Source organism: Sphingosinicellaceae bacterium, from assembly GCA_019285715.1.
Lineage (GTDB): Bacteria > Pseudomonadota > Alphaproteobacteria > Sphingomonadales > Sphingomonadaceae > Glacieibacterium.
The window spans coordinates 3069272-3081958 of record CP079108.1 but is presented as its reverse complement, the minus strand read 5'-3'; the positions used below and the strand labels follow the sequence as shown (position 1 = coordinate 3081958).

Here is a 12687-nt window from a genome sequence, read left to right as displayed (position 1 = left end):
AATGGCGCTCGATATCCTCATCGTCGACGACGAAGCCGACATCCGCGACCTGATCGCCGGCGTCCTCGACGACGAGGGCTATGGCACGCGGACGGCGCATGACAGCGACTCCGCGCTGACCGCGATCACCGAGCGGCGGCCGTCGCTGCTGATCCTCGATATCTGGCTGCAAGGCTCGCGCCTCGACGGCATCGAACTCCTCGAGGAGGTCAAGCGCCGCGACGTGACGCTGCCGGTCATCGTCATCTCGGGCCACGGTAACATCGAGACTGCGGTCGCGGCGATCAAGCGCGGGGCGTACGACTTCATCGAAAAGCCGTTCCGCGCCGACCAGTTGCTGATCGTCGTCGACCGCGCCACGCAGACCGAGCGCCTGCGCCGCGAGAACGAGGAACTGCGCGAGCGTGCCGGGGTCGAGACCGAGCTGACCGGCTCGTCGGCGGTCATCAACAATGTCCGCGCGACCATCAAGCGCGTTGCCGCGACCGGCAGCCGGGTGCTGATCACCGGTGCGGCGGGATCGGGCAAGGAGATCGCGGCGCGCTTGCTGCACCAGTGGTCACCCCGCGCCAACGCGCCGTTCGTCGTCGTTAGCGCCGCGCGCATGACCCCCGAGCGGGTCGAGGAGGAACTGTTCGGCCACGAGGAGGGCGGGCATCTGGTGCGCTCCGGCCTGTTCGAGCAGGCGCATGGGGGCACGCTGTTTCTCGACGACGTCGCCGACATGCCGATGCCGACCCAGGCCAAGATTCTGCGCGTCCTGACCGAGCAGAACTTCCAGCGCATCGGCGGCTCGCGCTGGGTCAAGGTCGACGTCCGCGTCATCAGCGCGACCTCACGCGACCTCGCGGTCGAGATCGCGGAGGGGCGTTTCCGCGAAGACCTTTATTACCGCCTCAACGTCGTGCCGGTACGCCTGCCGTCGCTGACCGAGCGCCGCGAGGACATTGCCGAACTGGTCCGTTATTTCCTGGCGCGCTATGCCGCCGAGCGCCGGGTTGCGACACCGGCGTTGAGCGAGGACGCGGTCGCGGCGCTGCAGACCTACAACTGGCCGGGCAACGTCCGCCAGCTCAGGAACGTCGTCGAGCGCACGCTGATCCTCGCGCCGCCGGACCGGACCGGGCGCATCGACATCGACATGCTGCCGTCGGAGGTGACCAACGAGCCCTCGAAGCTGGTCCCGGGGCAGGCGGTGCGCTCGATCATGGGGACGCCGCTGCGGGAAGCGCGCGAGGCGTTCGAGCGCGAGTACCTGCGGGCGCAGATCCGGCGGTTCTCAGGCAATATCTCGAAGACGGCAGCGTTCATCGGGATGGAGCGGTCGGCGTTGCACCGGAAGCTGAAGGCGCTCGGAGTAGGCGACGGCGACGAGGAAGCTGAGGCGGCGGAATAAAGGGGGCGGGGAGGCAGGAAGCTCGCGAGAATACTTTTCTGGCCGTCCCCGATACCCGCAAGACGCACCTTGTTCCGTCGCGACCACCGCACTAGCTTCGTAACGCCCGTACCAACGGGCACGCCCCGCCGGGCAACGGCGAGAGCATGCGGGTCACAATCGGCTCGCCAATAAACGAAGGGCCACAACATGGCTGACAAGGCTAACTCGCTGCAGGATGTATTCCTGAATACCGTCCGCAAGACCAAGACCCCGGTGACGATGTTCCTGGTCAACGGCGTCAAGCTGCAGGGCGTGATCACCTGGTTCGACAATTTCTCCGTTCTCCTCCGCCGCGACGGGCACTCGCAGCTGGTCTACAAGCACGCGATCTCGACGGTCATGCCCGCCAGTCCCGTGCAGCTGTTCGAGGCCGAGAAGATCGACGACGAGGTGGACGCCGCTTGACCCAGCAAGACCATGCCCCGCAGCCGGGCTTCGACGCCCAGCGGGGCCTGAGGTTCGGCGCAAAAACTGTTGTCGTGCTGCCGTTCAAGGACGGACAGGTGCGCACCGGCCCGCGTGAGGCGCGTGATCCTGAATCGCGCCTCGCCGAGGCCGAGGGGCTGGCGCGCGCGATCTACCTCGACGTCGTCCACGGCGAGGTCATCCGCATCCGCCAGGCGGCGGTGGCGACGCTGTTCGGCAAGGGCCAGGTCGAGCGCATGGCGGCGACGATCGCCGCCACCGAGGCGGAGCTGATCGTCATCGACGGCACCGTCTCGCCGATCCAGCAGCGCAATCTCGAGAAGGAGCTGAAGGTCAAGGTCATCGACCGGACCGGGCTGATCCTCGAGATCTTCGGCGAGCGCGCCTGCACTGCCGAAGGCGCGCTGCAGGTCGAGCTTGCGCACCTCAGCTACCAGGCCAGCCGCCTCGTCCGGTCGTGGACCCATCTCGAGCGCCAGCGCGGCGGCTTCGGCTTCCTCGGCGGTCCCGGCGAGACCCAGATCGAGGCCGACCGCCGCCAGATCCGCGACCGCATGGCCAAGCTCAAGGGCGACCTCGAGGGCGTCAAGCGGACCCGCGGCCTGCACCGCTCGCGCCGCCAGAAGGCGCCGTATCCGGTGGTCGCGCTGGTCGGCTACACCAATGCTGGCAAGTCGACATTGTTCAACCGGCTGACCGGCGCGACCGTCATGGCCGAGGATCTGTTGTTCGCGACGCTCGACCCGACGATGCGGAGCATCGAGCTGCCGGGCATCGACAAGGTGATCCTGTCGGACACCGTCGGCTTCGTCTCGGCGCTGCCGACGCAGCTGGTCGCGGCCTTCCGCGCGACGCTGGAGGAGGTGCTCGAGGCGGACGTCATCGTCCACGTCCGCGACCTGTCACACCCGGATTCGAGCGCGCAGGCTGGCGACGTGCTGGCGGTGCTGCGGGACCTGGGCGTGGTCGACGGCGAGCCCACCGTCGATGGTCGCGGCGCGATCCCGATCATCACCGCGCTCAACAAGATCGACCTGCTCGAACCCGACGCGCGCGAGGCGGCGCAGGGCCGCGACAGCGACACCGAAGTGGCGATCTCGGCGCTCGACGGCACCGGCGTCGACACGCTGCTGCAGAAGGTTGCCGACCTGCTCCAGTCGGCGTCGAAGCTGCACACCGTCCGACTCAATTTCGCCGATGGCCGTAAGGGCGCCTGGCTCCACGAGCACGGCGAAGTCGTCGACCGCACCGACGACGAGGATGGCGCGCTGCTGCACGTCCGCCTCACCGACGCCGCGAAAGCCCGCTTCGACGCACTTTGACGACTGGACTGTCGGCAGGGTTTTTCGCCCGGCCGCCCAGCTTGGCCCGACGCGCCGTAACGGCACACCGCGGCCGCGTGTGGTGGCCGGCTCGAAGCACGATGCGCGGGGCGGTCACGGGTTGCGGCCGCATCGGCGCTTGACCGCTGGCGAAAATCCGCGCTTGCGACGCGCCATGATCAGCCCCGGCACCAACCGCGACAGCTTCGGTGTCGAAGTCCTCGCCGATCCGGCGTTGCTGATCGGGCCGGGCTTCCGCGTATTGTCCGACAATGCCCCGGCGCGGACGCTGTTCGGTGACCGGCTGCTCGGCCAGGACCTGCGGCTGGTGCTGCGCCACCCCGCCGTCCTCGACACCGTGCGCGAGGCCTTCGCCGACAATAACGCCGCCGTCCGCGAGGTTGCCGGGCTGGGCGCCCACGACAACGCCTTCCGGGTCCGAGCCGCGCCGGTCGATGGCACGCGGGTGCTGCTCAGCTTCACCGACATCACCCAAGCGCGGCTGACCGAGCGCATGCGGGTCGATTTCGTCGCCAACGCGAGCCACGAGTTGCGCACGCCGCTGGCGACGCTGGCCGGGTTCATCGAGACGCTCCAGGGCCCCGCGGTCAAGGACGCTCCGGCGCGCGAGCGCTTCCTCGAGATCATGGCGCGGGAGTCGGCGCGGATGTCGCGACTGATCGAGGACCTGCTGTCGCTGAGCCGCATCGAGCTCGACAAATACGTGCGGCCGCAGCTCGCGATGGCGCTGCCGCCGGTGATCGCCGACGTTGCCCGGACGCTCGCGATGCGCCTCGAATCCGACGAGCGCCAGCTGATCATCGCACCGCTGCCGGAACTCCCCGATGTCATCGCCGACCGCGACCAGATCCTCCAGGTGCTCCACAACCTTGTCTCGAACGCACTCAAATACGGACGCACCGGGACGCCGATCACCCTGCGCGCCGAGGTCGTCGGCCGGACGGTACGGATCACCGTCAGCGACGAGGGCGACGGCATCGCGCCGATCCACCTGCCGCGGCTGACCGAGCGCTTTTACCGCGTCGACACTAGCCGCTCGCGGACACTCGGCGGCACCGGCCTCGGCCTCGCCATCGCCAAGCACATCGTCGAGCGCCACCGCGGCGAACTGGTCATCACCAGCAAGCTCGGCGAGGGCACCCAGGTGTCGTTCACGTTACCGGCGAGTTAAGGCGCGCTCCGGTCGTCACAAAACTGCAACGTGGTTGTCATAGAGAGTACATGACCGGCGGCTAGGCGCTCCGTTGACGGTTGGGGGCAGCAGTCTGGTCCAAATTGCGGATCGGTGCCTCACGCCCGCTCAGTCAGCGACCCCACAGGGAGAATAGTCTTGTCGATCAAAGCCATGATGACCGCGGGCGCGGTCGTCGCGCTGGTGGCCGGAGCCACCGCCGCCGAGGCCCGCACCCAGATTCGCATCGTCGGTTCGTCGACGGTCTATCCGTTCACGACCGCGGTTGCCGAGCAGTTCAAGCGCAAGTTCCCGCAGTTCCAGGCGCCCGTCGTCGAATCGACCGGCACTGGCGGCGGCATCAAATTGTTCTGCAGCGGCGTCGGCGAGCAGTTCCCCGACATGGCCAACGCGTCGCGCCGCATCAAGGCCAGCGAAGTCGCCTCGTGCAAGGCCGCCGGCGTCACGCAGATTGCCGAAGTCCAGGTCGGCCTCGACGGCATCGCGCTCGCCCACGCCCGCAGCGCCGCCGACTACACGCTGAGCGAAGTCGACATCTACAAGGCGCTCGCTGCCAATCCGTACGGCAAGCCGAACAAGACCAAGACCTGGAAGGACGTCAATACCAAGCTTCCGGCAACCAAGATCGAGGTCCTCGGGCCGCCGCCGACGTCGGGCACGCGCGATGCCTTCGGCGAGCTGATCATGACCAAGGGCTGCGAAGCCAACGCCGCGATGGTCGCGCTCAAGAAGTCGGACGAGAACAAGTACAAGAACGTCTGCACCAAGCTCCGCGAGGACGGTGCCTACGTCGAAGCCGGCGAGAACGACAACCTCATCGTCCAAAAGCTCGCCGCCAACCCGAACGCGCTCGGCATCTTCGGCTACAGCTATCTCGAAGAGAACCGCGACAAGATCAAGGACGTGCCTCTGCAGGGCCTGCCGGCGACCTACGACAACATCGCCAGCTTCAAGTACCCGGCGTCGCGCCCGCTGTACGTCTACGTCAAGCTCCAGCACGTCCGCGCGATCCGCGGCATGCGCGAGTTCCTGGCCGAGTACGCCAAGGACAGCACCTGGGGCAAGGGCGGCTATCTCGCCCAGCGCGGCCTGGTCGCCTCGCCCGACGCGGTTCGCACCAAGAACGCTGCGATCGTCGCCAACCTGACTCCGCTCGACCTCGCGTCGATCAAGTAAGCTGCGTATGCCGGCGGGGGCAGCCTCGCCGGCAACGCTCGTGATGGAGCCGCAATGTCGCTGACTTTCATCACCATGCTGCTGATCGGCCTCGGGCTCGTCGCCTTCATGGTGGGGCGCAGCCGGGGTGCATTTGCCGGTGCCGTGCATCACGGCGGCATTGAGATCGGGCGGGTCCACTCGCGGCCCAATTACCATGCCGCCTTTGTCGGCCTGTGCGCGCTGACCCCGGCGCTGCTGCTCATGCTGGCGTGGAGCATCGCCGGCGACCGGCTGGTTACCGGCGAAGTGCTGGCCAGCGTTGCCGCCGCCGAGCGCCCGACGACGGCGCTCGACGTCTCGGCGTTCATGTCGGAGGTCAAGGGCATCGCCAGCGGCGACCAGGAGGGCGGCTTCAACCCCGCCACCGGCCCCGCTGCCAAGGTCTACGCCGACACCGTCGGCACCTACAACCTCATCGCCGGCGGCATCGCCGCCGCGCTCGCCGCCATCGGCGCAATATGGGCCCTGTCCAAGGTCACGCCGCAGTTCCGGGCGCGCAACCGCGTCGAGGTCGTGGTCATGGGGCTGCTCATCATCGCCTCGCTGGTCGCGGTGCTGACGACACTCGGGATCGTGCTGTCGCTGATCTTCGAGAGCGTGCGCTTCTTCCAGAAGGTCAGCTTCCTCGAGTTCGTCACCGGCACCGTGTGGTCGCCGCAGACCGCGCTCCGCGCCGACCAGGTCGGTTCGTCCGGAGCGTTCGGCGCGGTGCCGCTGTTCTGGGGCACGATCTTCATCGGCGCGATCATCGCCATGATCGTCGCCATCCCGCTCGGCCTGATGACGGCGGTCTACCTCACCCAGTACGCCGACCCGCGGGTCCGCAAGTGGCTGAAGCCGCTGCTCGAAATCCTCGCCGGTGTGCCGACCGTGGTCTACGGTTTCTTCGCTGCGCTGACCGTTGCCCCGGCCGTCCGGGACTTCGCGCTGTCGATCGGCATCTCCAGCGCGAGTTCGGAAAGCGCGCTCGCCGCCGGTGCGGTGATGGGCGTCATGATCATCCCGTTCGTGTCCTCGATGGCCGATGACGCGTTGACCGCAGTCCCGCAGGCGATGCGCGACGGCAGCCTGGCGATGGGCGCGACGACCAGCGAGACCATCCGCCGCGTGCTCGTGCCCGCCGCGCTGCCGGGCATCGTCGGCGGCGTGCTGCTCGCGGTCAGTCGCGCCATCGGCGAGACCATGATCGTCGTCATGGCCGCCGGTCTCGCCGCCAACCTGACCGCGAACCCGTTCCAGAGCGTCACCACGGTGACCGCCCAGATCGTCCAGCTGCTAACCGGCGACCAGGAGTTCGACAGCGCCAAGACCCTGTCGGCGTTCGCGCTCGGCCTCGTGCTGTTCGTCATCACCTTATGCCTCAACATCTACGCGCTGTCCGTCGTGAAGCGCTACCGGGAGGCTTATGAGTAGCGTCATTGCCGAAGCCTTGCCCGCCGGGCCACCGCCCCTCCAGGCCATCGTCCCAACCGAATGGGCGACGCCCGAGATGCGCCGCCGCATCGCGGCGCGCTACCGCTCCGAATGGATCTTCAAGCACCTCGGTATGGGTGCGCTGCTGCTTGCCGGGCTGTTCCTGGTGTTCCTGCTGTGGACCGTCGTCGGCAAGGGTGCGGCCGGCTTCATGGGCACCGAGGTCAAGGTCTCGGTGACCTACGATCCAACCGTGCTCGGCATCGACCTCGCGGCGGCGCGCGGCCCGGACGGCAAGAAGGCGATCCAGGCGGGCGACTTCCAGGGCCTGCTGACGACCGCATCGAAATCGCTCGGGCAGGGCGCCGACCTGGTCAGCGCCGGGGCCTGGGTGGCATTGCGCGATGCCGTCGTCGACGACCCCTCGCTGCTCGGCAAGACCGTCGCCGTGTGGGTACCGGTCAAGAGCGACGTCGACCAGCTGGCGAAGGGCAAGTACGACCTCAAGGAGCCTGCCGCGACGCGCGGTATCGGCGACGCCGAGGTCGCCAACTACAACGCGCTGATCAAGCGCGGCCTGATCCGCACCGGCTTCAACCCGACCTTCCTGCAGGCCGCGGACTCGAACGACCCCGAGCTTGCCGGCATCTGGGGCGCGACCAAGGGCTCGCTGCTGACGCTGGCGGTGACGCTCGGGCTGAGCTTCCCGATCGGCGTGCTGGCGGCGATCTACCTCGAGGAGTTCGCGCCCAAGAACCGCTGGACCGACCTCGTCGAGGTCAGCATCAACAACCTGGCGGCGGTGCCGTCGATCATCTTCGGCCTGCTCGGCCTCGCGGTGTTCCTGAACTTCTTCAACATGCCGCGCTCTGCCCCGATCGTCGGTGGCCTGACGCTGGCGCTGATGACCTTCCCGGTCATCGTCATCGCCGGCCGGGTCGCAATCAAGGCGGTGCCGCCGTCGATCCGCGACGCAGCGCTGGGCGTCGGCGCGTCGCGGGTCCAGGTGGTGTTCCAGCACGTTTTCCCGCTGGCGCTGCCGGGCATCCTGACCGGCACCATCATCGGCATGAGCCGGGCGCTGGGCGAAACCGCGCCGCTGCTGCTGATCGGCATGCGCGCCTTCGTCACCGACACGCCGCAGGGCCTCAGCAATCCCGCGACGGTCCTGCCGGTGCAGGTCTTCCTGTGGTCCGACGATGTCCAGCGCGGCTTCGTCGAGAAAACCAGCGCCGCGATCATCGTCCTGCTGGTCTTCCTGATGCTGATGAACAGCGTCGCCATTTATCTCCGAAATCGCTTCGAAAGGCGCTGGTAGTCAGCCATGGACATGTCCGCCAACGTGCCGCACGTCGACCATCAGGCTGACCACGGTCGCCTGACGACCAAGATGACGGCGCGCAACGTCAACGTCTACTACGGGGCCAAGCAGGCGCTGAAGGACGTCTCGATCGACGTCAGCCTGGAGAACGTTACTGCCTTCATCGGCCCGTCGGGCTGCGGCAAGTCGACCTTCCTGCGCTGCATGAATCGCATGAACGACACCGTCGCCTCGGCCCGGGTCGAGGGCGAGATCAAGCTCGACGGCGAGGACATCTACAAGTCCGGGATGGACGTGGTCCAGCTCCGCGCCCGCGTCGGCATGGTCTTCCAGAAGCCCAACCCGTTCCCGAAGTCGATCTACGACAACGTTGCCTACGGCCCGCGCATCCACGGCCTCGGCGGCTCCAAGGCCGACCTCGACGGCATTGTCGAAAGCTCGCTGCGCCGCGCCGGCCTGTGGGAAGAAGCGAAGGATCGCCTGACCGAGAGCGGCACCGCGATGTCGGGCGGGCAGCAGCAGCGGCTATGCATCGCCCGCGCCATCGCCGTCGACCCGGAGGTCATCCTGATGGACGAGCCGTGCTCGGCGCTCGACCCGATCGCAACCGCCAAGATCGAGGAACTGATCGACGAGCTGCGGGGTAAATACGCGATCGTCATCGTCACCCACAACATGCAGCAGGCGGCCCGCGTCAGCCAGAAGACCGCGTTCTTCCACCTCGGCACGATGGTTGAGTACGGCGACACCTCGACGATCTTCACCAACCCGGTGCAACCGCGCACAAAAGACTACATCACCGGCCGCTACGGCTGAGCAAAAGCAGGAGTTCGCATCCGTGGCCGAGCATACCGTCAAGTCGTACGACAACGACATCCATCAGCTGCGTTCGCTGATCACCCAGATGGGGGGCCTGTGCGAAGCGCAGATCCTTGCCGCGGTCGACGCGCTGACCAGGCGTGACCCCGATGCGGCGCTGCTCGTGGTAGCCACCGACGCGCGCATCGACGCGCTCGAGACCGAGGCCGAGGCGCTGGCGATCCGCATCATCGCGCTCAGGGCCCCGATGGCCGACGACCTGCGCGAGATCGTCGCCTGCCTGAAGATCAGTTCGGTGCTGGAGCGGATCGGCGACTACGCCAAGAACATCGCCAAGCGCGCCTCGGTGCTGGCCCAGGCCGCCCCGATCGAGCCGATCGTCATCGTGCCGGAGATGGCGCGGGTCGTGGCGCAGATGGTCCGCGACGTGCTCGACGCCTTCGTTGACCGCGATGCCGACAAGGCGCTCGCGGTCTGCCAGCGCGACGCCACCGTCGACAATTTCTACTCGAGCCTGTTCCGCTCGCTGCTGACCTACATGATGGAGAATCCGCAGGCGATCACGCCGTCGGCGCACCTGCTGTTCATCGCCAAGAACCTGGAGCGCATCGGCGACCACGCCACCAACGTCGCCGAGATGGTCTACTACAGCGCCACCGGCAAGCAGATCACCGAGCGGCCGCGCGGCGACGACACCGCCTTCGCGACCCAGGCAGCGTGACCGGCATGAAACCCAAGATCCTGCTGGTCGAGGACGATGCCAACCTCGTCGAACTGGTCACCTACAACCTCGACAAGGAGGGGTTCGAGGTCATCACGACGCACGACGGCGAGGAAGCGCTGGTGCTCGCCGAGGAGACCCGGCCCGACCTGATCATCCTCGACTGGATGATCGCCAACCTGTCGGGCATCGAGGTCTGCCGCCGGCTGCGTCGTGCCCCCGCCACCGCCTCGCTGCCGATCGTCATGCTGACCGCGCGCGCCGAGGAGGCCGACCGCATCCGCGGCCTCGAGACCGGCGCCGACGACTACATCACCAAGCCGTTCTCCCCCCGTGAGCTCGTCGCGCGGGTCCGCGCCGTGCTGCGCCGCCTGCGCCCGGCGCTGTCGGGCGGGGCGCTCGACTATGCCGGCATAGTCATGGACACCTCGGCGCACCGCGTCACCCGCGACGGCACCCAGGTTCAGCTCGGGCCGACCGAATTCCGCCTGCTCCGGCATTTCCTCGAGCATCCCGGTCGCGTCTTCAGCCGCGAACAGCTGCTCGACGCAGTCTGGGGCCGCGATGTCTATGTAGAGCAGCGGACCGTCGACGTTCACATCCGGCGGCTCCGCAAGGCGGTCAACGGCGACAATTTTCCCGACGTCATCCGCACCGTGCGCTCGGCCGGCTATTCGCTCGACCTGGAGCCGGTGCCGGGCTGACTCGGGACGCGCTGCGCACGCCCACCCTCGACCCCTCCGATAAGCCGGTGGGGAGTAATATGGGCAGGCGGGACCCTCTCCGTGGAAGGGAGGGGCCGGGGGTGGGTTCGGGCGCGTGTCCGTTCCGAGCTACCCCTTTCCCCCGCTTGCGCGCTGCTCTAAATCGCCCAACTGCATCGACAGGCCTGCCGCCTCTACAGGGACGACCATGACCATCACCTTCGAAAACCGCGTCGCGATCGTCACCGGCGCCGGCGGCGGCCTTGGCCGGGCCTATGCGCTCGAGCTCGCCAAGCGCGGCTGCAAGGTGCTCGTCAACGACCTCGGCGGCGCGCGCGACGGGTCGGGCAGCTCGCTGTCCGCCGCGCAGACCGTCGTCGACGAGATCGTCGCGGCGGGCGGCGAGGCGATGGCCAACGGTGCCAGCGTCACCGACGCGGCCGCGGTCGAGAAGATGGTGGCGATGGTCAAGGAGCGCTGGGGCCGGGTCGACATCCTGATCAACAACGCCGGCATCCTGCGCGACAAGACCTTCGTCAAGATGAGCCTCGATGACTTCAAGCAGGTCGTCGACGTCCACCTGATGGGGTCGGTGATCTGCACCAAGGCGGTGTGGGAAACGATGCGCGGGGCCGCCTATGGCCGTATCCTGATGACGACCAGCTCGACCGGCCTGTACGGTAATTTCGGGCAAGCGAACTACGGTGCCGCGAAACTCGGCCTCGTCGGACTGATGAAGACGCTCGCGTTGGAGGGCGGCAAGTACAACGTCCGGGTCAACACCATCGCGCCGGTCGCCGCGACCCGCATGACCGAGGACCTGATGCCGCCCGAGATGCTCGCCAAGATGGGCCCCGAGACGGTATCCCCCGCCGCGATCTACCTGGTCAGCGACGACGCCCCAACCAACGCCGTGATCAACGCCGGCGCCGGCGGCTTCGAGCGCGCCTACGTCACCCTGACCCGCGGCATCCACGTCGCGCCGGAGGACATGACCCCCGAGACGATCGCCGCCCGCTTCGAGGAAATCAGCGACCGCACCGGCGAGGTCGTGCCGGAGAACGGTGCGGCGCAGGGCGCGATGGCGCTCGGCGGGATGAGCTAGGGCGCGCGCTACAACAAAGCGATCGGTAGCCGAGCGACGCTCGCCAGGGGTCGAACCTGGGACCCGCCAAATAAGAGCAACAGTCTCGGTTCAGGCTCGACTGCAATCGTCGCGACGCGTCCACCATCCCCTACCCGACGTGCAAGAGCAGGCGCCATCACCTTCGGGCACGAATCTGACCGCACGTCGAACATCGGCAAGGGTCTGGTTGGGCTCGGTCATCGCCGGGTCGCCTCCTGCCTCGTACCTGGGCACGCCGTTGATGGTTTTCGTGCTGGCGCGCGTCTTCGCTGCTGGCGCGGTCGATTAAGTTCGTCGTTCGGCCCGGTATGCACGAAGAAAGCACCACGTGAATTCGACCGCGCGCTGCTCCAGCTCGGCACTGTTGGGACTCGCGATGCCCCATAGCTGGCGGCTCTGTTGCCCCACGCACTGGCTTGTCAGCATCTCTGCCATCGTCGCGGCATCCTTGGGAACCAAAGCTCCGAGGGCGACGTGATGCGCCAGAAATCTCGCCAGTGCCGCCTGTGTCGGCCGCACGGCACGCTCGAAGAAGATTTCACCGATCTCCGGGAATCGACCACTTTCGGCAACCACCAGTCGCCAGGTCGCGACAGCTTCGGGCGCGCAAATCTTGCTCATGAAGCCGCGACAGAAACTTATCAGCGTGGCCTCCAGATCCTCCGTCAGCGCCAGGCCCTCCTGCAGTTCAGTCCGGAATGACGTCGTGACGTCCTCGATCACGGCGGCAAAAAGCTCCTCCTTGGAGTGGAAGTAGCTCCACAGCGTCGCCTTGGAGCCGCCAAGCGTCGTGAGCAGGCCGGACATCGACGTCGCGGCATAACCGTCCTCGAGGAACGATTTTCGTGCGGCATCGACGATCGTCTGGCGGCGGTCGCGCTTGCGCAACTCGCGGCGTCCAGCGGCAGGGGGTTGGACAATTATCATTATTACTGAACTATAGAGTACAGTTTTATCTTGACAAGG

12 protein-coding genes are annotated in these 12687 nt (G+C 67.3%); 11 read left to right on the top strand and 1 reads right to left on the bottom strand.

Going from position 1 to position 12687, the window contains the following annotated elements; translation table 11 throughout:
* Window position 1: 1 nt before the first annotated feature.
* From KX816_14115 to KX816_14065, 11 genes are all read left to right on the top strand, one after another.
* Entirely contained in the window at window positions 2–1396 is a 1395-nt protein-coding gene (locus KX816_14115) for a sigma-54 dependent transcriptional regulator (GenBank protein ID QXQ05371.1), read from the top strand.
* 189 nt (window positions 1397–1585) lie between these two features.
* The gene (gene hfq, locus KX816_14110; protein QXQ05370.1) at window positions 1586–1843 is read left to right on the top strand and encodes an RNA chaperone Hfq; all 258 of its coding nucleotides are present in this window, start codon (window positions 1586–1588) and stop codon (window positions 1841–1843) included.
* A gap of 47 nt (window positions 1844–1890) precedes the next feature.
* Window positions 1891–3186, top strand: coding sequence for a GTPase HflX (hflX, locus tag KX816_14105; GenBank protein ID QXQ08589.1), 1296 nt, complete (start codon window positions 1891–1893; stop codon window positions 3184–3186).
* A 163-nt stretch (window positions 3187–3349) separates the two neighbouring features.
* Window positions 3350–4378, top strand: coding sequence for an ATPase (locus KX816_14100; GenBank protein QXQ05369.1), 1029 nt, complete (start codon window positions 3350–3352; stop codon window positions 4376–4378).
* A 174-nt stretch (window positions 4379–4552) separates the two neighbouring features.
* Window positions 4553–5575, top strand: a complete 1023-nt coding sequence (locus KX816_14095; protein ID QXQ08588.1) for a substrate-binding domain-containing protein — start codon at window positions 4553–4555, stop codon at window positions 5573–5575.
* A gap of 54 nt (window positions 5576–5629) precedes the next feature.
* A complete protein-coding gene (pstC, locus tag KX816_14090; protein ID QXQ05368.1) occupies window positions 5630–7030 on the top strand; it encodes a phosphate ABC transporter permease subunit PstC in 1401 nt (466 codons plus the stop codon).
* Between the two features lie 76 nt (window positions 7031–7106).
* A complete protein-coding gene (pstA, locus tag KX816_14085; protein ID QXQ08587.1) occupies window positions 7107–8348 on the top strand; it encodes a phosphate ABC transporter permease PstA in 1242 nt (413 codons plus the stop codon).
* A gap of 12 nt (window positions 8349–8360) precedes the next feature.
* Window positions 8361–9167: a phosphate ABC transporter ATP-binding protein PstB gene (gene pstB / locus KX816_14080; protein QXQ08586.1), complete on the top strand. Its 807-nt coding sequence runs from the start codon at window positions 8361–8363 to the stop codon at window positions 9165–9167.
* Between the two features lie 22 nt (window positions 9168–9189).
* The gene (gene phoU, locus KX816_14075) at window positions 9190–9891 is read left to right on the top strand and encodes a phosphate signaling complex protein PhoU (GenBank protein ID QXQ05367.1); all 702 of its coding nucleotides are present in this window, start codon (window positions 9190–9192) and stop codon (window positions 9889–9891) included.
* Window positions 9892–9896: 5 nt separating this feature from the next.
* Entirely contained in the window at window positions 9897–10595 is a 699-nt protein-coding gene (phoB, locus tag KX816_14070) for a phosphate regulon transcriptional regulator PhoB (protein QXQ08585.1), read from the top strand.
* A 208-nt stretch (window positions 10596–10803) separates the two neighbouring features.
* Complete coding sequence (locus KX816_14065) at window positions 10804–11700, top strand: SDR family NAD(P)-dependent oxidoreductase (protein ID QXQ05366.1); 897 nt, start codon at window positions 10804–10806, stop codon at window positions 11698–11700.
* A gap of 306 nt (window positions 11701–12006) precedes the next feature.
* Here the strand turns inward: KX816_14065 and KX816_14060 are convergent, their stop codons facing one another.
* Window positions 12007–12609, bottom strand: coding sequence for a TetR/AcrR family transcriptional regulator (locus tag KX816_14060; GenBank protein QXQ05365.1), 603 nt, complete (start codon window positions 12607–12609; stop codon window positions 12007–12009).
* Between the last annotated feature and the right edge of the window lie 78 nt (window positions 12610–12687).

What these genes read in the sequence shown, in the direction of transcription:
- pstA (QXQ08587.1), top strand. Translation starts at nt 7,107, where the DNA reads ATGCGCCGCCGCATCGCGGCGCGCTACCGCTCCGAATGGATCTTCAAG.
- pstC (QXQ05368.1), top strand. Translation starts at nt 5,630, where the DNA reads ATGTCGCTGACTTTCATCACCATGCTGCTGATCGGCCTCGGGCTCGTC.
- hfq (QXQ05370.1), top strand. Translation starts at nt 1,586, where the DNA reads ATGGCTGACAAGGCTAACTCGCTGCAGGATGTATTCCTGAATACCGTC.
- phoB (QXQ08585.1), top strand. Translation starts at nt 9,897, where the DNA reads ATGAAACCCAAGATCCTGCTGGTCGAGGACGATGCCAACCTCGTCGAA.
- KX816_14065 (QXQ05366.1), top strand. Translation starts at nt 10,804, where the DNA reads ATGACCATCACCTTCGAAAACCGCGTCGCGATCGTCACCGGCGCCGGC.
- KX816_14095 (QXQ08588.1), top strand. Translation starts at nt 4,553, where the DNA reads ATGATGACCGCGGGCGCGGTCGTCGCGCTGGTGGCCGGAGCCACCGCC.
- pstB (QXQ08586.1), top strand. Translation starts at nt 8,361, where the DNA reads ATGTCCGCCAACGTGCCGCACGTCGACCATCAGGCTGACCACGGTCGC.
- KX816_14115 (QXQ05371.1), top strand. Translation starts at nt 2, where the DNA reads ATGGCGCTCGATATCCTCATCGTCGACGACGAAGCCGACATCCGCGAC.